Raw genomic sequence first — 21908 nt, 5'->3', positions numbered from 1 at the left:
CCAGGCGAGGGTGCTCCCTCAGCGGACGTCCTGCTGCCGCACCACGACCTCGCGCAGGATCAGCAGGATCGCCGCAGCGACCGGGATCGCGAGAAGGGCGCCGACCACCCCGAGCAGGGCGGCGCCGATCAGCGCCGCGATCACGATCACCGCCCCGGGCAGGTCGACGGACTTGCTCATCACCCGCGGGTAGATCACGTAGTTCTCGAACTGCTGGTAGACGATGTAGAAGATGATGCAGGCGATGCCGCTCTTCAGGTCGGTGGCCAGTGCGATCGCGCTCACCACGACGGCGCCGATGGTGGCCCCGATCATCGGGATCACGTCGAGCAGGGCGACCACGAACGCCAGCGCGACGGCGTACTCGCGCACCTCGGTGAACCACAGGAAGAGCAGCGAGGAGAAGCCGGCGCACAACGCCACCAGGAAGGCGCCGGAGACGTAGCCGCCGATGTTGTGGATGACCTTGTCGCCGAGGCGGGAGACCCGCTCGCGCCGCGACGCGGGCGCCAGCTGGTAGAGGGCGCCGGTGGTGGTCTTCAGCGAGGCGAGGAAGTAGAGCGTCAGGACCACGATGATGAAGCCGTTGAAGACCGCCGAGACGATCTTCATGCCGAACCCGAGCGCCCCGCCGAACAGGGTGGAGATGAAGTCGCCGTCGGTGACGAAGTCCTTCGCCTTGTCGATCAGCTCGTACTCGCTGTTCAGGTCCTGGACCCGCTTGTTCTCCTCGAGCTGGTCCAGCCAGATCGGCACGTTCTTGGTCAGCGCCGCGACCTGGTCGGTGATGACCGGCACGATCGCGACCACGAAGAGGCCGACCAGCACGATGGCCGCCGCGATCACCGCGCCGCAGGCCCAGGAGCGCCGCAGCCCGCGTCGCTCCAGGAACTCCACGGCCGGGTTCAGGCCGGCGGCCAGGAAGAACGACACCACCACCAGCATCAGCACCGACCCGATGCCGACCAGTGCCTGGAAGAGGAAGAAGGCGAGCAGCGCTCCGGTCGCGCCACCGAAGCCGATGAAGAACGGCGAGCGCCGGTTGAACGGTCGTCCGGGGGCGCCGTAGGGAGTGGCGGTCGAGGTCTCGCCGACGGGGGCGGCGGGATCCACCCCGCCGTGGGCCAGCACGGAGTCCGGGGTCAGGTCGTGCTCGGTCGCGGCGGGATCGCCGGCCCCGTCGCCGGTGGGGACCCCGTGCTGGCCGCTGCTCAACTCTCGTCGCCGCCGAAGCCGGAGATGAGCTCGGCGAGGGAGGAGAGCTGGGCCGTGATCGAGTCGCGACGCTTGGTCAGACGGTCGAGCTCGGCGCGGGCCTGGGTGATCTCGCGCTGGACCTCGGCATCCCCGCTGGCGGTCACCGACTCGGCCTGTGCCCGTGCGGAGGCGACGATCTGCTCGGCCTCGCGCCGGGCACGGGCGAGCAGGGCGTCGGACTCCGACTGGGCGGCGGCACGGTTGCTCGCTGCCTGCTTGGTCGCCTCCGACGCGCGCTCCTCGGCCGCGACGGCGCGCTGCTCGGCCTCCTCGACCAGCCGCTTGGTCTCCGCGACGGCGGTGTTGTGGTGGTCGGTCGCCTCGCGGGCGAGCCGCTCCTTCTCCACGGCGAGCGAGCGACGGGCCTCCTGGACCTCGCGGTCCACCGCCGCGCGGGCCTGCTCGGCCTCGCGCAGCGCGCCGGAGCGGAGCTCGTTGGCCTCCTGCTGAGCCGCCAGCCGCAGCTGGTCCGCCTCGCGCTTGGCCGCGGCGAGGGTGTCCTCGGCCTCGCCCTTCGCCAGCGCGCGCTCCTGCTCGGCGTCGGCCAGCAGCCGAGCCCTGTTCTCGTCGAGCTCGCGCAGCTGCACCGAGCGCATGTCGTCGGCCTCGCGCTCGGCCTCGGCCCGGATCGACTTGGCGTCGCGGGTGGCCTGCTCACGGATGTCCAGCGCGTCGGCCTCGGCCCCCGAGCGGATCTCGGACGCCTCCTCCTCGGCCAGGCGGAGCATCGCCGAGGCCCGACCGCCCAGACCCGCGTACGACGGGTTCGCGTTCTCGTCGATCTCCTGCTTGGCACGCTCCAGGGCGGCGTTCAGGGCGGCGACCTGCTTCTCGGACTCGGCGAGGCTGGCGCCGAGACCGGCCTTCTCGCTGGCGAGCTGACGGATCTGGGCGTCGACCGCGGCACGGTCGTAGCCGCCGCGACGGACCACCGGAAGGCTGCTGACGGGCACCGTCCCTCCGGTGCCGCTCGGGGTCGAGGAGGGACGTGCCGTCGCCGGCGCGGCCGACGGTGCCGGAGTGGACTGGGTGGCCGGTGTGGCCGGGGCCGGCGCGGCCGACTGCTTCTTCTCGGCCGGCACCGCCGGCATGACCTGCGTCGGCTGTGAATCGTCGGCGGTCTTCTTGCTCGCCGACGACTTCGCGGCGTCGTCGCCGTCGGTCGGTTCGTCGAAGATGGACAGGCCTTGGTCGCTCATCGAGAGAGGCTCCGTGCGGTGTTGAGAAGAAATGCGGGGACAGGGCCCATGATCCCCGATCGGGCAACCGGATCCCACCCCGGTGCCAGGGTTTCGGCGCGTGTCGTCGTCAGAACGTGACGGACCCCGGTCGTCGGGGACGACCGGGGTCCGGGTGGCGGCTGAGCGCCGGGGTTCAGGTGCCGGGACTCAGGGTGCCGGGACTCAGATCCCGCGGAACAGGTTGATCTTGTCCAGGTGCTTCTCGCGGAGCTCGTGGTCGCGGACCCCGAGGCCCTCCTCGGGGAGAGGCAGAGCACGCCGACCTTGCCCTGGTGCTTGTTGTGGTGCACGTCGAGCGCGGCCTGCCCGGTGTCCTCCAGCGTGTAGGTGCGGGAGAGCGTGGGGTGGATCTTGCCCTGCGCGATGAGGCGGTTGGCCTCCCAGGACTCGCGGTAGTTGGCGAAGTGGCTGGAGATGATCTTCTTGAGGTTCATCCACAGGTAGCGGTTGTCGTACTCGTGCATGTAGCCCGACGTCGACGCGCAGGTGGTGATGGTGCCGCCCTTGCGGGTGACGTAGACGCTGGCGCCGAAGGTCTCGCGGCCGGGGTGTTCGAAGACGATGTCGATGTCCTCGCCGCCGGTGAGTTCGCGGATCGCCTTGCCGAAGCGCTGCCACTCCTTGGGGTTCTGCTGGGTGCCCTCCTCGTTCCAGAACTTCGGGGCGAGCTCGGAGCGGTTGATCACCATCTCGGCGCCCATGTTGCGCACGATCTGGGCCTTCTCCTCGTTGGAGACCACGCAGATCGGGTTGGCGCCGCCGTTGAGGGCGTACTGGGTGGCGAAGCCGCCGAGGCCGCCGGAGGCACCCCAGATGAGCACGTTGTCGCCCTGCTTCATGTTGCCGCCGTTGGCCGAGACCAGCTGGCGGTAGGCGGTGCAGTTGACCAGGCCGGGGGAGGCTGCCTCCTCCCAGGTGAGGTGCTCCGGCTTGGGCATCAGCTGATTGGCCTTGACCATCGCGACGTCGGCGAGCCCGCCGAAGTTGGTCTCGAAGCCCCAGATCCGCTGGGAGGGATCCATCATCGTGTCGTTGTGGCCGTCGGGGGCCTCGAGCTCGACGGAGAGGCAGTGTGCGACCACCCGGTCGCCGGGCTTCCACTTGGTCACGCCGGGGCCGGTGGCCAGCACCACGCCGGAGAGGTCGGACCCGACGATGTGGTACGGCAGGTTGTGCCGCGCGCCGAGGTCGGACTCGCGGCCGTAGCGCTCCAGGAAGCCGAAGGTGGAGACCGGCTCGAAGATCGAGGTCCACACGGTGTTGTAGTTGATCGCGGAGGCCATCACCGCGACGAAGGCCTCGCCGGGGCCGAGGTCGGGCAGGGCGACCTGGTCGACGTGCAGGGACTTGCGGGGGTCCTTGTCGCGGGACGCTACGCCCTCGAACATGTCGACCTCGTCCTTGTGCACGGTCACCGCGCGGTAGGACTCCGGGAGGTCGAGGTTGGCGAAGTCCTCAGCGGAGGTTCCGTCAGCGGTGATGGCGTCGAGGATGTGCTGCACGAGCGTCGTCTCCTAGTGAAGAGGTGGTCGTCGGTCTGGCGCAGTGCGGCCGCCGAGGAAGATACCTGCCAGTAACCTCTGCCGTCCGGGTTCGTGACGGGTGTCTCACTGCCGAGCGCGGAACGTCATGCGTCACGATAGGACGGTGACCTCGCATCCGGGCCGCGATCCGTTGGGCGGGACGGCCGCAGACCGCACCGACGACCGAGCCGACGACCGAGCCGCCGCGCCCCGGGGAGCGAGCCCCCGGCCATCGACCTGAACGCCGATGTGGGGGAGTCGTTCGGGCGCTGGCAGCTCGGCGACGACGCTGCCCTGCTGCCGCACCTGACCAGCGCCAACGTCGCCTGCGGGTTCCACGCCGGTGACCCGGCCACGCTGCGTCGCACGGTGGAGCGCGCCGCCGCCCTGGGCGTCAGCGTCGGAGCCCAGGTCGGCTACCGGGACCTGGCCGGCTTCGGGCGACGGTTCATCGACATCACCCCGGAGGACCTGGCTGCCGACGTGCTCTACCAGATCGGTGCGCTCGACGCCCTGGCCCGCGCGGCCGGGACCCGGGTGGCCTATCTCAAGCCGCACGGCGCGCTCTACCACGCGGTGCGTACCGACCGGGCCCAGGCCGAGGCGGTGGTGCAGGCGGTCGCCGACTTCGGCGGGCTCCCGGTCCTCGGCTTCCCGGGCGCGGTGCTGCTCGAGCTCGCGGCCGCCGCCGGGCTGCCGGTGGTGGCCGAGGGTTTCGCCGACCGCGGGTATCGCTCCGACGGCACGCTGGTCCCTCGGTCCGAGCCCGGCGCGGTGCTGACCGATCCCGACGCGGTCGCCGCGCAGGCGGCCGACCTGGTCGCCACCGGCGCCGTCGGCTCGCTCTGCGTCCACGGCGACTCCCCGGGCGCTCCGGCGCTGGCCGCGGCCGTGCGCCGCGGCCTGGAGGCGGCGGGCGTGCGGATCGCAGCCTTCGCATGACCCCCGCTGGCTCCCGTACGGCGACCGCGGGCTGCTGCTCGAGGTCGACGACACCGACCAGGTGCTGATCGCGGCCCGGGCGCTGCGCGACCTGCCGGTGGTCGCCGACCTGGTGATCGACCTGGTGCCGGCCGCCCGGACGATCCTCCTGGTCACCCTCCCGCACGTCGGCCCGGCTCGGCTGCGGGACCTGCTGCCGGCGGCGGACCGCCTCGTCGCGGCCGGAGCGCCGGCCGCGGAGCGGGCCGCCGAGTCCGCCGCGGGGGCCGTCCGGATCCGGGTGGCCTACGACGGACCCGACCTGGAGGCGGTCGGTGAGCTGACCGGTCTCGGCGTCGCCGGCGTGGTGGCCGCCCACACCACGGGCACCTGGCAGGTTGCGTTCTGTGGTTTCGCCCCCGGCTTCGGCTACCTCGTCGGCGGTGACCCGCGACTGGAGGTGCCCCGGCGCGAGACGCCGCGCCAGAAGGTGCCCACCGGGTCGGTCGGTCTGGCCGGGACGTTCAGCGGGGTCTATCCGCGCTCCTCGCCCGGAGGCTGGCAGCTCATCGGCCACACCGAGCAGGTCCTCTGGGACGTGGAGCGGGAACCGCCGGCGCTGCTGGCCCCCGGGACCCGGGTCCGGTTCATCGACGCCGACGCCGACGCCGACACCGACATCGGCACCGGCACGCCCGAACCTGTCACCGGCATCCCCGAGGCCGACCTGGACCACGCAGGGGACGAGCGGTGACCGCGCTGCGGGTGCGGGCGACCGCGGGGCCGGTGCTGGTCCAGGACGCCGGCCGCCCGGGGCTGGCCGCGCTCGGGGTGGGCGCGGCGGGGGCGGCCGACCGGGCGTCGTACGGGCTGGTGAACCGGCTGCTGGGCAATGCTGCCGGCGCGGCGGCGCTGGAGGTGGTCCTCGGCGGGCTGGAGGTGGAGGCGACGGGGACCTGCTGGGTCTGCGTCACCGGGGCACCGGTGCCGCTGACCGTGGACGGCCGGGCCGAGCCCTCGGGTGCGGTCCTCGCGCTCCGGCCGGGGCAACGACTGCGCCTCGGGCCGCCGGCGAACGGCGTGCGCAGCTATCTCGGCGTGCGGGGAGGGCTCCGGGTCGCTCCCGTGCTCGGGTCGGCGTCCTGGGACACGCTCGCCTCGCTCGGGCCGTCCCCGATCCGGGCGGGCGACCTGCTGGAGGTCGGCGCCGGGACCGACGGCCCGCTGCTGGTGGACGCGGTGCCGCCGGCCGAGTTCGCCGGTCCCGCTGTGCTCGACGTGGTGCGGGGGCCGCGCGAGGACTGGTTCGCCGACCCCCGGGTGCTGGTCGCGAGTGGGTGGACGGTCCAGGCGGACAGCGACCGGGTGGGTGTGCGGCTGGACGGTCCCCGGCTCACCCGGACCGCCGCCGCGGAGCTGCCCAGCGAGGGCGCCCTCCGCGGGGCGATCCAGGTGCCGCCGAGCGGGCGTCCGGTGGTGCTCGGAGCCGACCACCCGGTGACCGGCGGCTACCCGGTGATCGGGGTGGTCCGTGACCGCGACACCGACCGGCTCGCGCAGCTGCGACCGGGGGAGTCGGTGCGGTTCCGGTGGGCCGACTCCTGAGCGCGCTCGGTGCCGCCCGGAATACAGAGTGGGGGCTCAGTGCCCCTCGGCCGCCGGCTCCACCAGCTCGACCAGTACGCCGCCGGCGTCCTTCGGGTGGACGAAGTTGATCCGGCTGTCCGCGGTCCCGCGCTTCGGCTCGGGGTAGAGCAGCCGCACTCCGCGCTCGCGCAGCAGCGCCGACACCCGGTCCAGGTCGGTCACCCGGTAGGCCATCTGCTGGACGCCCGGCCCGCTGCGGTCGAGGAACTTCGCGATCGTCGAGGACTCGTCCAGCGGCGCCAGCAGCTGGATGCAGGAGCCGGAGTCGCCGACCGCCACCATCGCCTCGCGCACCCCCTGCTCCTCGTTGACCTCCTCGTGCACCGTGACCATCCCGAAGGTGTCGCGGTAGAACGCCGTCGCGACGTCCAGGTCGGGCACCGCGATGCCGACGTGGTCGATCGCGGTGAACAGCTGCTCGGGCATGTCCTCAGTGATGCTCATGCGAGCTATTGTGCGCGAGAGGGGCTTGTGACGAGAGCCTCACCGGTCACCCGTGGACGCTCTCGCGGAGGTGTCTACCCCGAGTAGTGTGCCGAGCAGTCCGGTCGGCCGACGAACTCGTGGCCGGCCCCGCCCCAAGTCCATCCCGATGTCGGAGAGCCCTGCCGACGTCCTGCAGTCACGGAGGCACCATGTCCCACTCCGCCAGCCCGAGCGTCATCGTCGCCGGTGCGCGCACCCCGATCGGCCGCCTGCTCGGTGGCCTGAAGACCCTCTCCGCCGCCGACCTCGGCGGCGTGGCGATCAAGGGGGCGCTGGAGAAGGCAGGCGTCTCCGGTGAGCAGGTCGACTACCTGATCATGGGTCAGGTCATCCTCGCCGGTGCCGGGCAGAACCCGGCGCGCAGCGCGGGCATCGCGGCCGGCCTGCCGCTGAGCATGCCCTCCATCACGATCAACAAGGTCTGCCTCTCCGGTCTCAACGCGATCGCCACCGCCGACCAGATGATCCGCGCCGGCGAGGCCGAGGTGATCGTCGCCGGCGGCATGGAGTCGATGACGCAGGCGCCGCACCTCCTGCCGAAGTCCCGTGAGGGCTTCAAGTTCGGCGACACCAAACTGGTCGACTCGATGGCCTACGACGCCCTCTACGACCAGGCGACCCAGCAGGCGATGGGTGGCCTGACCGAGCAGATCAATGCCGAGGGCACCGCCCTGAGCCGTGAGGAGCAGGACGCGTTCGCCGCCGCCTCGCACCAGAAGGCCGCCGCCGCGTGGAAGAACGGCGTCTTCGACGACGAGGTCGTGCCGGTCACCATCCCACAGCGCAAGGGCGACCCGGTCGTGGTCTCCAGCGACGAGGGCGTTCGTGGCGACACCACCGCCGAGTCCCTCGGCAAGCTCCCGCCGGCGTTCGCCAAGTCCGGCACCATCACCGCGGGCTCCGCCTCGCAGATCTCCGACGGTGCCTGCGCGGTGGTCGTGATGAGCAGGGCCAAGGCCGAGGAGCTCGGCCTGACCTGGCTCGCCGAGATCGGTGCCCACGGCATGGTCGCCGGCCCGGACTCCAGCCTGCAGATGCAGCCCGCCAACGCCACCGCCAAGGCGTGCGCGAAGGAGGGCATCACGCCGGCCGACCTCGACCTGGTCGAGTTCAACGAGGCGTTCGCGGCGGTCGGCATCGAGTCGGCCCGCGCCCTCGACCTCCCGGAGGAGAAGGTCAACGTCAACGGCGGCGCGATCGCGCTCGGCCACCCCGTCGGCATGTCCGGCGCCCGGGTCGTGCTGCACCTCGCCCTCGAGCTCCAGCGCCGCGGTGGTGGCGTGGGTGCGGCCGCGCTGTGCGGTGGCGGCGGTCAGGGCGATGCCCTGATCGTGCGCGTCCCGGCCTCCTGAGCCGAGCTGCATGGACCCCAGCACCACCGGAGGCGGCCGCCGCGGACTCACCGCGGCGGCCGTTCCCGATCTGGTGGCGGCGGCGCGCGACGGTCGGTCGCGGGCGGTCGGTCGCCTGCTGAGCCTCGTCGAGGACGAGTCACCGCTGCTGCCGGAGGTGATGCGGACGCTCGCGCCCCATGTCGGGCACGCCCGGATCATCGGGCTCACCGGTGCTCCGGGAGTCGGCAAGTCGACCTCCACCAACGCCCTGGTGGCCGAGCTGCGCCGCCGCGGGGACCGGGTCGCGGTGCTCGCCGTCGACCCGTCCTCCCCGTTCTCCGGCGGCGCACTGCTCGGTGACCGGATCCGGATGTCGGACCACGCGACCGACAGTGGCGTCTTCATCCGCTCGATGGCCGCCCGCGGGCATCTCGGCGGGCTCTCCTGGGCCACGCCCCAGGCGATGCGGGTCCTCGACGGCGCCGGCTTCGACGTGGTGCTGGTGGAGACGGTGGGCGTCGGGCAGAGCGAGGTCGAGGTCGCGGGTCACGCCGACTCGACCGTGGTCCTGCTCGCTCCCGGGATGGGCGACGGCATCCAGGCCGCCAAGGCCGGCATCTTGGAGATCGGCGACCTCTACGTGGTCAACAAGGCCGACCGGGACGGAGCGAGCAAGGTCCGCCGCGACCTGCGCTCGATGCTGGCGCTGGCCGAGCGCCCCGACCAGGCGTGGCGACCGCCGGTGTTGATGACCACCGCGGCCAGCGGCGACGGTGTCGCCGCGGTGGTCGACGCGCTGGCCGAGCACCGGGACTGGCTGACCGCCACCGGAGAGCTCGAGCGGCGTCGCGTCCGCCGGGTCCGGGACGAGATCGAGGCGCTCGCGCTCGGTGCGCTGCGCCGACGCTGGGAGGCGGTGGGCAGCGACGGGCGCCTCGACCGGCTCGCGCGTGCCGTGGTCGCCGGGGAGTCCGATCCCTACGCGGCCGCCGACAGCCTGCTGCCCGACGCCTAGCATCGGTGTGCCTGACACCAGCGTCCGTCTACCCGGGCCCGGTGTCGGCGCCGGCCCCTAGTGTCGGAGCATGCCGACGCTGGAGGACGTACGACGCATCGCGGCCGCACTCCCCGCGGTCACCGAGAGGCCGGCCTGGGGGCAGCCGATGTGGCGCGTCAAGGACCGGGGATTCGTCTGGGAGCGCCCGCTGGGCAAGAAGGACGTCGCCGATCTGGAGTCGCTCGGTCAGGACGTGCCGGACGGGGAGCTGATCGGGCTGCGGGTCGCCGACGAGGCCGACAAGCAGGCGCTGATCGCCAGCGATCCCGACGTCTTCCTCACCATCCCGCACCTCGACGGCTACAGCGCGGTGCTGGTCCGCCTCGATCGTGTCGACCCCATCGAGCTGGACGAGCTGATCGTCGAGGCGTGGCTGCTCCGGGCACCCAAGCGGCTCGCCGCCGACTTCCTCGCCGCCCGCGCCGACTGAGCGCCGAGGCACAGGTGCTGCGAGGATGCCGGGCGTGAGAGACGTCGTCATCCTCGGCTCCACCGGCTCGATCGGCACCCAGGCCCTGGACCTGGTGCGGAGCAACCCGGACCGCTTCCGCGTGGTCGGGCTCACCGCCGGTGGCGGCAACCCGGACCTGTTCGCCGCGCAGGTCGAGGAGTTCGCGCCCGCCTTCCACGGGCTGGGCGAGGACGCCAGCGTCGAGGCCGCCGGGTCCGGGTGCGACGTCGTGCTCAACGGCATCACCGGCGCCGTCGGACTGCGCCCCACCCTGGCCGCCCTCGACGCCGGCAACACGTTGGCGCTGGCCAACAAGGAGTCGCTGGTGATGGGAGGTCCGCTGGTGCTGGAGCGCGCGGCACCCGGCCAGATCGTGCCGGTCGACTCCGAGCACAGCGCGCTGGCCCAGTGCCTGCGCGGCGGCTCCCCGGACGAGGTACGACGCCTGGTGCTCACCGCGAGCGGCGGACCGTTCCGCGGCCGGAGCCGCGCGGAGCTCGCCGCGGTCACGCCCGAGCAGGCCATGGCCCACCCGACCTGGGACATGGGGCCGGTGATCACCATCAACTCCGCGACGCTGGTCAACAAGGGGCTGGAGGTGATCGAGGCGCACCTGCTCTTCGGCATCCCCTACGACCGGATCGAGGTCGTGGTGCACCCGACCAGCGTGGTCCACTCGATGGTGGAGTTCGTCGACGGCTCGACGCTGGTCCAGGCCAGCCCACCGACGATGCTGATCCCGATCGCGCTCGGTCTGGCCTGGCCGGACCGGGTCCCCGACGCCGCGCCGTCGGTGGACTGGACCCGGGCCGAGACCTGGGAGTTCACCCCGCTCGACGACGAGGCGTTCCCGGCCGTCTCGCTGGCCCGGGAGGCGGGGAGGCGGGGCGGCAGCGCGCCGGCGGTCTACAACGCGGCCAACGAGGTGTGCGTCGCGGCCTTCCGCGACGGTGCGCTCGACTTCCCGGGGATCGTCGCCGTTGTGGCGGACGTGGTGACGGCCCACGACGTACGCTCTGGGGAGGAGCTCACCCTGGAAGGTGTGCTCGCTGCCGACCGGTGGGCTCGGGAGACCGCGACCACCCTGATCCACACGCGTTGAAGACCGAGGAAGCCCGATGACCGTCCTGCTCTACATCCTCGGCGTGGTCGTCTTCGTCCTCGCGATCCTGGTCTCCATCGGCCTGCACGAGCTGGGCCACATGATCCCGGCGAAGAGGTTCGGTGCGAAAGTCACCCAGTACTTCATCGGCTTCGGGCCCACCGTGTGGTCCAAGCAGGTGGGGGAGACCGAGTACGGGGTCAAGGCGATCCCGCTCGGCGGTTACGTGAAGATCGTCGGGATGCTCCCGCCGGGCGCGCACGAGCTGGCCGACGAGGTCGAGGAGATCCGCGACGCCGACGGCAGGGTGGTCGAGCACGCGGTCAAGGTGCGCAAGTCCAACACCGGCATGTTCACCCAGCTCATCTCCGACGCCCGCGCGGCCGAGTGGGAGCTGGTCCGTCCGGAGGACCACGACCGCCTCTTCTACAAGCTGCCGTGGTGGAAGAAGGTCATCGTGATGGCCGGCGGGCCGACGGTGAACATCCTGATCGCCTTCTTCATCTTCACCGGCGTCTTCGCCACCTACGGCAACCCCGGCGACCAGACCATCGAGACCACGGTCGCCGAGGTCCAGGGCTGCATCGTGCCGCCGGAGGAGGACGGTCGGGCGTGCACGGCCGAGGAGCTCGAGACCGCTCCGGCACCGGCCGCCGAGGCCGGCATCGAGGTCGGCGACGAGTTCGTCTCGTTCAACGGCGTCGCGGTCACCGACTGGCGCCAGCTCCAGGGGCTGATCCGTGACAACGGCGACGGGAAGGCCACCGTGGTGGTGGACCGGGATGGCGAGCAGGTCACGCTGCAGACCCGCACCACCGTGACGCCGCGGTTCCTGACCGCGGAGGACGAGGAGCCACAACCGGTCGGCTTCCTCGGCGTGCGTCCCGAGGCCCACCGACCACGGGGGCCCGCTCTACACGCTGGACCAGATGGGCACGATGACCGTCGACGTGCTGCACTCGCTGGCCACGCTCCCGGCGAAGGTCTGGGATGTCGCGGAGGCCATCGTCGGCCTGCACGAGCGCGACCCCGAGGGCCCGGTGAGCATCGTCGGCGGCGGCCGGATCGCCGGCGAGACGGCGTCGCACCAGGAGATCCAGGTCACCGAGAAGGTGGTCTCGCTGCTGCTGCTGATCGCCGGCTTCAACTTCTTCATCGGCATGTTCAACTTCATCCCGCTGCTGCCGCTGGACGGCGGTCACATCGCCAGCGCACTGTGGGAGGGGGCTCGCCGCGGCACCGCCCGGCTCCGGCGCCGGCCGGACCCGGGCTACGTGGACGCGGCCAAGCTGCTCCCGGTGGCCTACGTGGTCGGCATGGTGATCATGGTGTTCGGCGTGATCCTGATCGTCGGCGACCTCGTGGTGCCGGTCAGCCTCGACGGCTGACCGGGGGCGCCGGGAGGGCTCGGCGTCGAGTCGTGGTCGTGGCGCGCGCCCGACTACGCTGGCAGCCATGAGCGCGACCACTCCGATCAGTCTCGGGATGCCCTCGGCGCCGGCGCCGGTGCTGGCGCCCCGTCGTCAGACCCGCCAGATCCAGGTCGGCAAGGTGGGAGTGGGCAGCGACCACCCGATCTCGGTGCAGTCGATGACCACGACGCTCACCTCCGACGTCAACGCCACCCTCCAGCAGATCGCCGAGCTCACCGCCTCCGGTTGCGACATCGTCCGGGTCGCCTGCCCGAGCGCCGACGACGCGGAGGCACTGCCGGCGATCGCGCAGAAGGCGCAGATCCCGGTCATCGCCGACATCCACTTCCAGCCGAAGTACGTCTTCGCGGCGATCGAGGCCGGTTGTGCGGCGGTCCGGGTCAACCCGGGCAACATCAAGAAGTTCGACGACCAGGTCAAGGAGATCGCCAAGGCGGCCTCCGACCACGGCACCTCGATCCGGATCGGGGTCAACGCCGGCTCGCTCGACAAGCGACTGCTGGAGAAGTACGGCAAGGCCACCCCGGAGGCGCTGGTCGAGTCGGCGATCTGGGAGGCGAGCCTCTTCGAGGAGCACGGCTTCCGCGACTTCAAGATCTCGGTGAAGCACAACGACCCGGTGGTCATGGTCCGCGCCTACGAGCTGCTCGCCGAGGCCGGCGACTGGCCGCTGCACCTCGGCGTCACCGAGGCCGGTCCGGCCTTCCAGGGCACGATCAAGTCGGCCACGGCGTTCGGCGCGCTGCTGTCCCAGGGCATCGGCGACACCATCCGGGTCTCGCTCTCGGCACCGCCGGTCGAGGAGGTCAAGGTCGGCATCCAGATCCTGGAGAGCCTCAACCTCAAGCCCCGCCGCCTCGAGATCGTCTCGTGCCCCTCCTGCGGGCGCGCCCAGGTGGACGTCTACAAGCTCGCCGACGAGGTGACCGCCGGGCTCGACGGCCTCGAGGTCCCGCTGCGCGTGGCCGTCATGGGCTGCGTCGTGAACGGGCCCGGCGAGGCCCGCGAGGCGGACCTCGGCGTCGCCTCGGGCAACGGCAAGGGCCAGATCTTCGTCAAGGGCGAGGTCATCAAGACGGTGCCGGAGTCGAAGATCGTGGAGACCCTGATCGAGGAGGCGATGCGGATCGCCGAGTCGATGGAGTCCGTGGAGGGCGGCGCGGCCGAGGTCAGCGTCGGCTGATCCCGCCGGTGCATCCAGGCTGACCCCGGTCCGGTTGTGGGTGAGTGCTCAGGCGGAGACGCTCCACATCGCCGCGACGTGTCGTGCGTCGGTGCCGCAGCAGCCGCCGAGCACCTCGATCGCGGGGAAGGCGGTCAGCAGCGGCTCCTGGTCCGCGGCCAGCTGAGCCGGGTCGCCGGCGTCCAGGCTCTCGGCGACGTCCAGCTCGGCGTGGCTCATCGTCGATGCGTTGACCCGCAGGCCGCCGATCCGGTCCCGCCAGGGTCCCTCGTCCAACCCGCGCAGCACGTGCTGGGGGTGGGCGCAGTTCACCAGGAAGTACGTCGGCGGCGCCTCGGCGTCCACCGCCGCCACGGCTGTGGCCAGGCTGGTCCCGTCGGGGAGTCGCCCGTCGGTCTCCACCGTGAAGCCGATGCCGACCGGGAGACCGACGTCGGCCGCCGCCCGGCTGACCCCGATCGCCTCGCCGACCTCGGTCAGGGTGAGCACGGTGGCCCGACCCGCGCCCGCCCCGGCCAGGGCCGCCAGCTGTGGACGGTGATACTCCGCGGCCGCATCGGCGTCGACCGGGCCGTCGCTCGCGTAGCCGTCTCCGCGCGGACCGAGCGTGCCGCCCACGTCCCAGCCGACGAGGTCGTCGGCCCGTTCCTCCGCGATGCCACGGAGGAACTCGACCGCCAGCCGGTTCACCCGGGCCAGGTCGTCCGGGCCGTAGCCCAGCAGGGCCGCGTGGTCGGGGTTGGCCCGCCAGGTGGGGGTCTCCAGCAACAGGGGCGCCTGCGCCCGGACGGCGATCTCGGCATAGGGCAGGAAGTAGTCGCGCAGGGCGGCGCGCCCCTCGTCGGTGTCGAGCAGCGGGAAGGCGGCGAACTCGGGGAGGTCGAAGCCACGTAGGTAGATGAGGTCGGTCTCCAGGCCGCCGTCGGTCACGTGACGAGTGGGCATCCGCGCTCCTGCGCTCGGGGCCGTGGGCCGGCCCGTGCTGCCGTCCTAGCAACGATCGGACCCGGTCGAATCATCTGAATCGATGAAATCGCGCGGCAGCACGCCCGCCGGGCGGTACGGCGGCACCCGCCAGCGCCGGCACCTCGTAGGCTCAGCCCGTGCTGTCCACCCGCCGCGGCATCCGCGCCCTCAGCAGTGCGGATCTGGGGGCCTTCGTCGAGCTCGCCGAGCGTGAGCCGGTGGTCAACGTCTTCGCCCTGCACCGCGCCCGCACCACCAACCTCGAGCCGCGCTGGCTGGGCGGGGAGATGTGGGGGCGGTTCGACGGCGGCGAGCTGGTCGCGGCCTGTCACGTCGCGGCCAACCTGGTGCCGGTGTGCGCCGACCCCGAGTCGGCGGTGGCCTTCGCCGATCGTGCGCTGACCCGGCGTCGTACCGTGTCGACGATCGTGGGGCCGCAGGAGGCGGTGCGCCCGCTGTGGGAGCGGGTCGGGCCGGCCTGGGGCTCCCCGCGGGAGCTGCGGTGGGACCAGCGACACCTGGAGATCGCCCGGGACCCCGAGGTGGAGCCCGACCCCGAGGTCCGGCTCTCGGTGCGCGCCGATCTCGACGTGCTCTACCCCGCCTGCGTCGCGATGTACACCGAGGAGGTCGGGATCTCCCCGGAGGCCGGCGGCGCCGGCGACCTCTATCGGACCCGGGTCGCGCAGCTGATCGGCCGGGGGATGTCGTTCGCCCGCTTCGAGCGCGGCGAGGTGGTGTTCAAGGCCGAGGTGGCCTGCGCCACCACGTCGGCGGCGCAGATCCAGGGCGTGTGGGTGCCGCCCGATCGGCGTGGGCAGGGGTTGGCGGCGGCCGGCATGGCGGCCGTCGTCGGCTACGTGCGCGCCCAGGTCGCTCCCGTGGTCAGCCTCTACGTCAACGACTGGAACCACAGCGCCCGGGCGGTCTACGAACGTGTCGGCTTCGTGGAGACCGACCGGTTCGCCACCGTGATGTTCTGAGGCGGCGCCCGACGCCCTAACCTTGCGGTCATGAGTGAGCGCGTGGCCCGCATGTCGTCCCTGTTCGTTCGCACCCTGCGGGAGGACCCGGCCGACGCCGAGGTGCCCAGCCACAAGCTGCTGGTACGGGCCGGCTACATCCGCCGGGCCGCCCCCGGCATCTACTCCTGGCTGCCGTTGGGGCTGAAGGTGCTGCGCCGGATCGAGGCGATCATCCGCGAGGAGATGGCCGGGATCGGTGCGCAGGAGGTGACCTTCCCGGCCCTGCTGCCGCGCGAGCCCTACGAGGCGTCGGGCCGCTGGACGGAGTACGGCGACGGCATCTTCCGGCTCAAGGACCGCAAGGAGGCCGACTACCTGCTCGGCCCGACCCACGAGGAGATGTTCACCCTCCTGGTCAAAGACCTCTACGGCTCCTACAAGGACCTGCCGCTCGCCATCTACCAGATCCAGAACAAGTACCGCGACGAGGCGCGTCCCCGCGCCGGCCTGCTCCGCGGACGCGAGTTCGTGATGAAGGACTCCTACTCCTTCGACGTCGACGACGCCGGGCTCGAGGCCAGCTATGCGGCCCACCGGGCCGCCTACGTCAAGATCTTCGACCGGCTCGGTTTCGAGTACGTCGTGGTGCAGGCGACCTCGGGTGCGATGGGCGGCTCCGCCTCGGAGGAGTTCCTCGCCAAGGCCGCCGTCGGCGAGGACACCTACGTCCGCTGCACCACCTGCGACTACGGCGCCAACGTGGAGGCGGTCGCCGTCCCCGCGCCGGCCGCGACGTCGTACGACGCCCTGCCGGCGGCGCACGCCGAGCAGACCCCGGCGACGCCGACGATCGCCACGCTGGTGGACCACCTCAACGAGCAGTACCCGCGCCCGGACCGGGCGTGGACCGCCGCGGACACGCTGAAGAACGTGATGGTGGTGCTGGCGCACCCGGACGGCACGCGCGAGCCGCTGGCCATCGGCCTGCCCGGCGACCGCGAGGTCGACGTCAAGCGCCTGGAGGGTCAGCTCGAGCCGATCGCCGTGGAGCCGATGGACGACGCCGAGCTGCGCAAGCACCCGGCGCTGGTCAAGGGCTACATCGGCCCCGAGGTGCTGGGGGAGGAGTCCGCCAGCGGCATCCGCTACCTGGTCGACCCCAGGGTCGTCACCGGGACCGCCTGGGTGACCGGCGCCAACGTCGAGGGCAGCCACGTCCTCGACCTGGTGGCCGGTCGCGACTTCACCCCCGACGGCACCATCGAGGCGGCGGAGGTGCGCGACGGCGACGCCTGCCCGCGCTGCGCGACCGAGGGCCGCGCGGGCACCCTCGAGTCCGCCCGCGGCATCGAGATGGGCCACGTCTTCCAGCTCGGTCGCAAGTACGCCGACGCGCTGGACCTGAAGGTGCTCGACGAGAACGGCAAGCTGGTCACCGTCACCATGGGCTCCTACGGCATCGGCGTGACCCGGGCGGTGGCCGCCATTGCCGAGGACACCCTGGACGAGATCGGCCTGTGCTGGCCGCGCAACGTGGCGCCGTACGACGTGCACGTGGTCGCCACCGGCAAGGACCCGGCCGTCTTCGAGGCGGCGGAGCAGTTGGTCGCGGAGCTCGCCGGCGCCGGGATCGAGGTCCTCTACGACGACCGGCCGAAGGTCAGCCCCGGGGTGAAGTTCAAGGACGCCGAGCTGATCGGCGTGCCCACCATCGTCACCGTGGGCCGCGGTCTGGCCGACGGACAGGTCGAGGTCAAGGACCGGCGTACCGGCGACCGGACGGATGTCGCGGTGGGTGACGCGGCACAGCACCTGACCGAGCTGGTCCGCGGCTGAGACTGTCGGTGGGCGGCCGGGCGGAGGGCGACATGGAGCGGGTGACCTGCCCCGTGCTCGGCCCGCGACGGACGAGCGCCGAGGAGGCCGCCGCCCTGATCCGTCCTGGTGACGTGGTCGGGATCAGCGGCTTCACCGGTGCGGGGTTCCCGAAGGCGGTGCCCGCCGCGCTGGCCCGCCGGATCACCCAGGCGCACGGGCGGGGCGAGGAGTTCCGGATCGGTCTGTGGTCCGGGGCGTCGACCGGTCCGGAGGTCGACGGAGAGCTGGCCCGGGCCGACGGCGTGGCCCGGCGCCTGCCCTACAGCTCGGACCCGGACCTGCGTCGCCTGATCAACGACGGCACCGTCGACTACGTCGACGTCCACCTCTCCCACGCCGCACAGCAGGCGTGGTTCGGCTTCTACGGTCCGCTGGACGTCGCCGTGGTCGAGGTCGCCGCGATCCTGCCCAACGGTCTGCTGGTCCCGGGCACGTCCCTGGGCAACAACAAGACCTGGCTCGAGCTCGCCGACCGGGTGGTGCTCGAGGTCAACCACTGGCTCCCGCGCGACCTCGAGGGCTTCCACGACGTCTACTACGGGACCGCGCGCCCGCCGCACCGGATCCCGATCCAGCTGACCGAGCCGTTGCAGCGCATCGGCGACCCGTACCTCCGGGTCGACCCGGCCAAGGTGGTCGCGGTGGTGGAGACCGATGCGCCGGACCGGAACACGCCGCTGACCCCTCCCGACGCGGCCTCGCGGGCGATGGCCGAGCAGCTGGTGGACTTCCTCCGGCACGAGGTCGGGGCCGGCCGGCTGCCGCCGGAGCTGCTGCCGCTGCAGTCGGGCGTCGGCAACGTGGCCAACGCGGTGATGGCGGGCCTGATGGACGCCGAGTTCGAGCACCTCAGCGCCTTCACCGAGGTGATCCAGGACGGTCTGCTCGACCTGCTGGACGCGGGCCGCCTGACGGCGGTCTCGGCGACCTCGTTCGGCCTCTCGCCCGCCGGCCAGCAGCGCTTCCTCGACAACGTCGGCTCCTACAAGGGGCGGATCCTGCTGCGCAGCCAGGAGATCTCGAACCACCCGGAGCTGGTGCGCCGCCTCGGCGTGATCGCGATCAACGGGATGCTCGAGGCCGACATCTACGGCAACGTCAACTCCACCCATGTGATGGGCAGCGCGATGATGAACGGCATCGGCGGGAGCGGTGACTTCGCCCGCAACGCGTACCTGAACTTCTTCGTCTCGCCCTCGACCGCCAAGGGCGGCGCGATCTCCTCGATCGTGCCGATGGTCAGCCACGTCGACCACACCGAGCACGACGTCCAGGTGCTGGTCACCGAGCAGGGACTCGCCGACCTGCGCGGACTCTCGCCCAGCGACCGAGCGAGCCGGGTGATCGATCACTGCGCCCACCCGGACTTCCGCGACCGGCTGCGGGACTACGTGGAGCGTGCCCGCGCCGCGCGGCCGCAGGCTCGGCACACTCCGCACCTGCTCTCCGAGGCGCTCGGCTGGCACCAGCGCTACCTCGACGACGGCGCGATGTGAGCCTGCCGGCCCGGCCGTCGTCGGGTACTCCGCAGAGGGGGTCCTGCAGAAGTCTGCAAGGTGCCCGCGGACGCCGTCACGAACTGCAGGTTTGTGCAGTGCACATTTCTGAGGATCGCTCGGGGGCGACCTGAGGTACCTCGGTGTTGCATGATCGTGCATGTCGCAGCGGCGAGCCCCACCTCTCCGCTCGATCTCAAGACCGTTGTCCCCGGTCACCGATGGCCCGTGTGGTCTTCGGGGAACATCTCGGGAGTTCCCCGCAGGCGCAACGCACGGGTCATCGGAGTTTTTCCGGCACCTGGTGCGGAGGAGAGCCTCCGCCCGGCTCCGTGGTCAACCCTGGTCGGCGAGTCCGGGAAGGTTCTCCGCCGCGGCGCCGAACGAGCGGGCGCGTACCGCCGCGTCGAGGAGTGCGCCGATCGCATACCGCCGCTGCGCCCCGGTGGCGTTGGCCACCAGGTAGGCGTAGACGTCCTGGCACGAGGTCTCCAGCTGCCCTGCCCGCCGCTCGATCTGCGCCGCGTTCTGCAGGGCGCCGAGCTGGTAGCCCGGCTCGGCGGGTCGGGGACTGGCGCCGGCCGCGCGCACCATCTCCACCAGCGTGTCACGTCGGGCCTGGTGCGTCAGGTAGGCGTCGGTCAGCAGCCCGTACGACGTCGGCGCGGCCGACTGCGAGGTGCGGGCGCCGAGGGCGCCGAGCACGAAGACGGCAGCATGCTCGGCGGCCAGCGCCTCCTGCAGCGCCGGCACGGTCGCGGTACCGCCCGAGGGGACCGAGGGACCCGGGATCTCGACCGCGCCCTCCTGCTGCGCGATGCCGGCCGCCATGGCGGCGAAGAGCTGGGCCAGGCCGCCGCTCCCGGCGTCGAGGGAGGCATCGACGAGGTCGCGCTGCAGCTGCTGCTCGGTCCGCTCGACGGTCGCTGCCGCCTGGCCGCGCCGTACGGTGTCGGCGGGCCGGGGGTCGCCCGCCCACTCCAGCGCGGCGAGGTGCGCGTCGTGCAGCGCGTCCAGGCGTCGGGTCTGCGGCCGCAGGGCCGGTGCCGCAGCGCCCGCGGCCGTCACCACGGCGGCGCTGTCGGCGATCTGTTGCCCGGTGCGCTCCACCAGCTCGGTGTCGGCGTCCACCGGGGAGCCGTCGGTGTCACCGCGCCCTCGGGGCCGGCGCGTCCCCTGCGTCACACCCCGCGGCGCCGACCACGAGCAGGCCCGCGAGGGCCGTCGCCGAGCCGAGCAGACGGCGGCGTCGCAGCAGCGGCGGGCGGACGTCGGGGCGGGGCACCCGGTGACCTTATCCGCAGCCGCTATCGTGTCCTTCTCGACCCTGTTCGCCCGTCCGGGCGTTCGGGGTGGTGAAGACCCACAACAGGACACAGGAGACTCCGATGAGTTCGAACAGAACCTCCGCGGATCGCGACGCAGCGAGGATCGAGTCCCTGATCGGTGGCGAGGACGGTCGTCTCGCCGAGCTGGGTGTGGACGTGGAGGCCGTGGAGATCACCCCGGCCGGCAAGCGCCGTGTGCTGCGCGTCGCCATCGACAAGGACGGTGGGATCACGCTGGACGACGTCGCCACGGCCACCAAGATCATCGATGCGGAGATCGAGGCGACCGACGTGATGGGCGAGCAGCCCTACACCCTCGAGGTGACCTCGCGCGGCGTGGACCGCCCACTCACCCTGGCCCGCCACTGGCGGCGCAACGAGGGACGGATGGTGAAGGCCACCCTCGAGGACGGGCGGACACTGGTCGGCAGGATCGCCGCCAGCGACGATGCGCGGGTGACGTTGCGGGTCGACGGCGTCGAGCAGGTTCTCGACCGGGCCGAGATCACGAAGGCCCTGGTACAGATCGAGTTCAACCGGAAGGACGATCACTGATGGACATCGACCTGAGCATCCTGCGGATGCTGGAGCGCGAGAAGGAGATCAAGTTCGATGTCCTGGTCGAGGCGATCGAGCAGGCGCTGCTGACCGCCTACCACAAGACGCCGGGCGCGCACGAGGACGCCCGGGTCGACCTGGACCGCAAGTCCGGGCACGTCCGGGTGATGGCGGCCGAGCTCGATGCCGAGGGCAACCGGATCGGGGAGTACGACGACACCCCGGACGGCTTCGGCCGGATCGCGGCGACCACGGCGAAGCAGATCATGCTGCAGCGGCTGCGCGACGCCGAGGACGAGATCAAGTTCGGCGAGTTCTCCGGCAAGGAGGGCGACATCCTCTCCGGTGTGATCCAGCAGGGTCGCAACCGCGACGACGTGATGGTCGATCTCGGCAAGCTCGAGGCGCTGCTGCCGGTCGGTGAGCGGGTGCCCGGTGAGGACTACCGGCACGGGACCCGGATCAAGTGCCTGGTGGTGTCGGTGCGCAAGGGCATGCGGGGCCCGCAGGTCACGTTGTCGCGCACCCACCCCAACCTGGTGAAGAAGCTCTTCGCGCTCGAGGTGCCCGAGATCGCGGACGGCTCGGTGGAGATCTCGGCGATCGCCCGGGAGGCCGGGCACCGGACCAAGATCGCGGTCCGCTCGACCGTCTCCGGGCTCAACGCCAAGGGCGCCTGCATCGGTCCGATGGGCCAGCGGGTGCGCAACGTGATGGCCGAGCTCTCGGGCGAGAAGATCGACATCGTCGACTGGTCCGACGACCCGGCCAGGCTGGTCGCGAACGCACTCTCGCCGGCCCAGGTGAAGTCGGTGACCGTCGTCGACGAGGCCGCTCGGTCGGCACGCGTCGTCGTCCCGGACTTCCAGCTGTCCCTGGCGATCGGCAAGGAGGGCCAGAACGCCCGTCTCGCCGCCCGCCTGACCGGGTGGCGCATCGACATCCACTCCGATGAGGAGCCGGTGGACGCGGACTGACGGGCCTGCGGGTTTCACCGGTCGACCGGTGAAACCCGCACGACACGCCGGTGCGCATCGGCGTGTCGTGCGGGTTTCGGCCGACAAGTCCCCCTTGGTGCGGAA

The 21908-nt window shown here is 72.0% G+C and carries 21 protein-coding genes and 1 pseudogene; 15 read left to right on the top strand and 7 right to left on the bottom strand.

Annotation, left to right across the window (positions count from 1 at the left end):
* Positions 1-18: 18 nt before the first annotated feature.
* Genes FIV43_RS09280 through ccrA form a run of 3 tightly spaced genes read right to left on the bottom strand, consistent with a single transcriptional unit; the run spans position 19 to position 4000 of the window.
* Complete coding sequence (locus FIV43_RS09280) at positions 19-1215, bottom strand: AI-2E family transporter (protein WP_231123878.1); 1197 nt, start codon at positions 1213-1215, stop codon at positions 19-21.
* On the bottom strand, positions 1212-2456 hold the full coding sequence (locus FIV43_RS09275; protein ID WP_141013895.1) for a coiled-coil domain-containing protein: 1245 nt from the start codon (positions 2454-2456) through the stop codon (positions 1212-1214). Before FIV43_RS09275 ends, FIV43_RS09280 begins: the two co-directional genes overlap by 4 nt.
* Positions 2453-4000 (bottom strand): crotonyl-CoA carboxylase/reductase, encoded by a 1548-nt coding sequence (gene ccrA / locus FIV43_RS09270; protein ID WP_231123877.1) that lies wholly within the window; start codon positions 3998-4000, stop codon positions 2453-2455. The genes FIV43_RS09275 and ccrA overlap by 4 nt, the downstream gene beginning before the upstream one ends.
* 270 nt (positions 4001-4270) lie before the next feature.
* Here ccrA and FIV43_RS09265 point away from each other — a divergent pair, with 270 nt between their 5' ends.
* The 3 genes from FIV43_RS09265 (at position 4271) to FIV43_RS09255 (ending at position 6547) form a co-directional block, all read left to right on the top strand.
* Positions 4271-4963, top strand: coding sequence for a LamB/YcsF family protein (locus tag FIV43_RS09265; protein ID WP_407938877.1), 693 nt, complete (start codon positions 4271-4273; stop codon positions 4961-4963).
* 61 nt (positions 4964-5024) lie between these two features.
* Positions 5025-5696 (top strand): 5-oxoprolinase subunit B family protein, encoded by a 672-nt coding sequence (locus tag FIV43_RS09260; RefSeq protein WP_231123876.1) that lies wholly within the window; start codon positions 5025-5027, stop codon positions 5694-5696.
* On the top strand, positions 5693-6547 hold the full coding sequence (locus FIV43_RS09255) for a 5-oxoprolinase subunit C family protein (protein ID WP_196781022.1): 855 nt from the start codon (positions 5693-5695) through the stop codon (positions 6545-6547). The genes FIV43_RS09260 and FIV43_RS09255 overlap by 4 nt, the downstream gene beginning before the upstream one ends.
* Positions 6548-6583: 36 nt before the next feature.
* Here the strand turns inward: FIV43_RS09255 and mce are convergent, their stop codons facing one another.
* The gene (gene mce, locus FIV43_RS09250) at positions 6584-7033 is read right to left on the bottom strand and encodes a methylmalonyl-CoA epimerase (protein ID WP_141013892.1); all 450 of its coding nucleotides are present in this window, start codon (positions 7031-7033) and stop codon (positions 6584-6586) included.
* Positions 7034-7224: 191 nt separating this feature from the next.
* On the opposite strand from mce, the gene FIV43_RS09245 reads away from it, so the two are divergent.
* The 7 genes and pseudogenes from FIV43_RS09245 to ispG all read left to right on the top strand — a co-directional run bounded on the left by FIV43_RS09245 (position 7225) and on the right by ispG (position 13635).
* Positions 7225-8427, top strand: a complete 1203-nt coding sequence (locus FIV43_RS09245) for an acetyl-CoA C-acetyltransferase (protein ID WP_141013891.1) — start codon at positions 7225-7227, stop codon at positions 8425-8427.
* Between the two features lie 10 nt (positions 8428-8437).
* Entirely contained in the window at positions 8438-9424 is a 987-nt protein-coding gene (gene meaB / locus FIV43_RS09240; protein ID WP_141013890.1) for a methylmalonyl Co-A mutase-associated GTPase MeaB, read from the top strand.
* 70 nt (positions 9425-9494) lie between these two features.
* Positions 9495-9896, top strand: a complete 402-nt coding sequence (locus FIV43_RS09235; RefSeq protein ID WP_141013889.1) for an MmcQ/YjbR family DNA-binding protein — start codon at positions 9495-9497, stop codon at positions 9894-9896.
* Positions 9897-9921: 25 nt separating this feature from the next.
* On the top strand, positions 9922-11019 hold the full coding sequence (locus tag FIV43_RS09230; protein WP_141013888.1) for a 1-deoxy-D-xylulose-5-phosphate reductoisomerase: 1098 nt from the start codon (positions 9922-9924) through the stop codon (positions 11017-11019).
* A gap of 16 nt (positions 11020-11035) precedes the next feature.
* Positions 11036-11740: pseudogene (locus tag FIV43_RS23495) on the top strand (site-2 protease family protein); the annotation flags it as partial.
* Between the two features lie 208 nt (positions 11741-11948).
* On the top strand, positions 11949-12407 hold the full coding sequence (locus tag FIV43_RS23490) for a site-2 protease family protein (protein ID WP_231123874.1): 459 nt from the start codon (positions 11949-11951) through the stop codon (positions 12405-12407).
* Positions 12408-12474: 67 nt separating this feature from the next.
* The gene (gene ispG, locus FIV43_RS09220; RefSeq protein ID WP_141013887.1) at positions 12475-13635 is read left to right on the top strand and encodes a flavodoxin-dependent (E)-4-hydroxy-3-methylbut-2-enyl-diphosphate synthase; all 1161 of its coding nucleotides are present in this window, start codon (positions 12475-12477) and stop codon (positions 13633-13635) included.
* Positions 13636-13683: 48 nt separating this feature from the next.
* On the opposite strand, the gene FIV43_RS09215 is transcribed toward ispG, so the two are convergent.
* Positions 13684-14580 carry a homocysteine S-methyltransferase family protein gene (locus FIV43_RS09215; protein ID WP_141013886.1) on the bottom strand — a complete coding sequence of 299 codons (897 nt, stop codon included), beginning with the start codon at positions 14578-14580 and terminating at the stop codon, positions 13684-13686.
* 158 nt (positions 14581-14738) lie between these two features.
* On the opposite strand from FIV43_RS09215, the gene FIV43_RS09210 reads away from it, so the two are divergent.
* The 3 genes from FIV43_RS09210 to FIV43_RS09200 are packed head-to-tail and all read left to right on the top strand — an operon-like array spanning position 14739 to position 18940.
* Positions 14739-15584 carry a GNAT family N-acetyltransferase gene (locus tag FIV43_RS09210; protein ID WP_141013885.1) on the top strand — a complete coding sequence of 282 codons (846 nt, stop codon included), beginning with the start codon at positions 14739-14741 and terminating at the stop codon, positions 15582-15584.
* Positions 15585-15614: 30 nt separating this feature from the next.
* Entirely contained in the window at positions 15615-17402 is a 1788-nt protein-coding gene (locus FIV43_RS09205) for a proline--tRNA ligase (RefSeq protein ID WP_231123873.1), read from the top strand.
* Positions 17403-17434: 32 nt separating this feature from the next.
* Entirely contained in the window at positions 17435-18940 is a 1506-nt protein-coding gene (locus FIV43_RS09200; RefSeq protein ID WP_141013884.1) for an acetyl-CoA hydrolase/transferase family protein, read from the top strand.
* A gap of 336 nt (positions 18941-19276) precedes the next feature.
* Here FIV43_RS09200 and FIV43_RS09195 read toward each other — a convergent pair whose 3' ends face one another.
* Positions 19277-20071 carry a ferritin-like domain-containing protein gene (locus FIV43_RS09195; RefSeq protein WP_141013883.1) on the bottom strand — a complete coding sequence of 265 codons (795 nt, stop codon included), beginning with the start codon at positions 20069-20071 and terminating at the stop codon, positions 19277-19279.
* A 16-nt stretch (positions 20072-20087) separates the two neighbouring features.
* Positions 20088-20225, bottom strand: coding sequence for a hypothetical protein (locus FIV43_RS20940; RefSeq protein WP_181407736.1), 138 nt, complete (start codon positions 20223-20225; stop codon positions 20088-20090).
* Between the two features lie 103 nt (positions 20226-20328).
* Here FIV43_RS20940 and rimP point away from each other — a divergent pair, with 103 nt between their 5' ends.
* Positions 20329-20823 carry a ribosome maturation factor RimP gene (rimP, locus tag FIV43_RS09190; protein ID WP_141013882.1) on the top strand — a complete coding sequence of 165 codons (495 nt, stop codon included), beginning with the start codon at positions 20329-20331 and terminating at the stop codon, positions 20821-20823.
* Entirely contained in the window at positions 20823-21803 is a 981-nt protein-coding gene (gene nusA / locus FIV43_RS09185; RefSeq protein ID WP_141013881.1) for a transcription termination factor NusA, read from the top strand. Before rimP ends, nusA begins: the two co-directional genes overlap by 1 nt.
* Positions 21804-21908: the final 105 nt, after the last annotated feature.

Origin of the sequence: Nocardioides sambongensis, from assembly GCF_006494815.1 — a bacterium.
Taxonomy (GTDB): Bacteria; Actinomycetota; Actinomycetes; order Propionibacteriales; family Nocardioidaceae; genus Nocardioides; species Nocardioides sambongensis.
Note: the sequence above shows the minus strand (reverse complement) of the source record. Positions and strands in the feature narration are given on the sequence as shown.

Coding starts and splice junctions, on each gene's coding strand:
- nusA (WP_141013881.1), top strand. CDS start 20,823: ATGGACATCGACCTGAGCATCCTGCGGATGCTGGAGCGCGAGAAGGAG.
- rimP (WP_141013882.1), top strand. CDS start 20,329: ATGAGTTCGAACAGAACCTCCGCGGATCGCGACGCAGCGAGGATCGAG.
- FIV43_RS09230 (WP_141013888.1), top strand. CDS start 9,922: ATGCCGGGCGTGAGAGACGTCGTCATCCTCGGCTCCACCGGCTCGATC.
- FIV43_RS09200 (WP_141013884.1), top strand. CDS start 17,435: ATGGAGCGGGTGACCTGCCCCGTGCTCGGCCCGCGACGGACGAGCGCC.
- FIV43_RS09275 (WP_141013895.1), bottom strand. CDS start 2,456: ATGAGCGACCAAGGCCTGTCCATCTTCGACGAACCGACCGACGGCGAC.
- FIV43_RS09235 (WP_141013889.1), top strand. CDS start 9,495: ATGCCGACGCTGGAGGACGTACGACGCATCGCGGCCGCACTCCCCGCG.
- FIV43_RS23490 (WP_231123874.1), top strand. CDS start 11,949: ATGGGCACGATGACCGTCGACGTGCTGCACTCGCTGGCCACGCTCCCG.
- FIV43_RS09245 (WP_141013891.1), top strand. CDS start 7,225: ATGTCCCACTCCGCCAGCCCGAGCGTCATCGTCGCCGGTGCGCGCACC.
- FIV43_RS09215 (WP_141013886.1), bottom strand. CDS start 14,580: ATGCCCACTCGTCACGTGACCGACGGCGGCCTGGAGACCGACCTCATC.
- mce (WP_141013892.1), bottom strand. CDS start 7,033: ATGAGCATCACTGAGGACATGCCCGAGCAGCTGTTCACCGCGATCGAC.
- meaB (WP_141013890.1), top strand. CDS start 8,438: ATGGACCCCAGCACCACCGGAGGCGGCCGCCGCGGACTCACCGCGGCG.
- ispG (WP_141013887.1), top strand. CDS start 12,475: ATGAGCGCGACCACTCCGATCAGTCTCGGGATGCCCTCGGCGCCGGCG.
- FIV43_RS09205 (WP_231123873.1), top strand. CDS start 15,615: ATGAGTGAGCGCGTGGCCCGCATGTCGTCCCTGTTCGTTCGCACCCTG.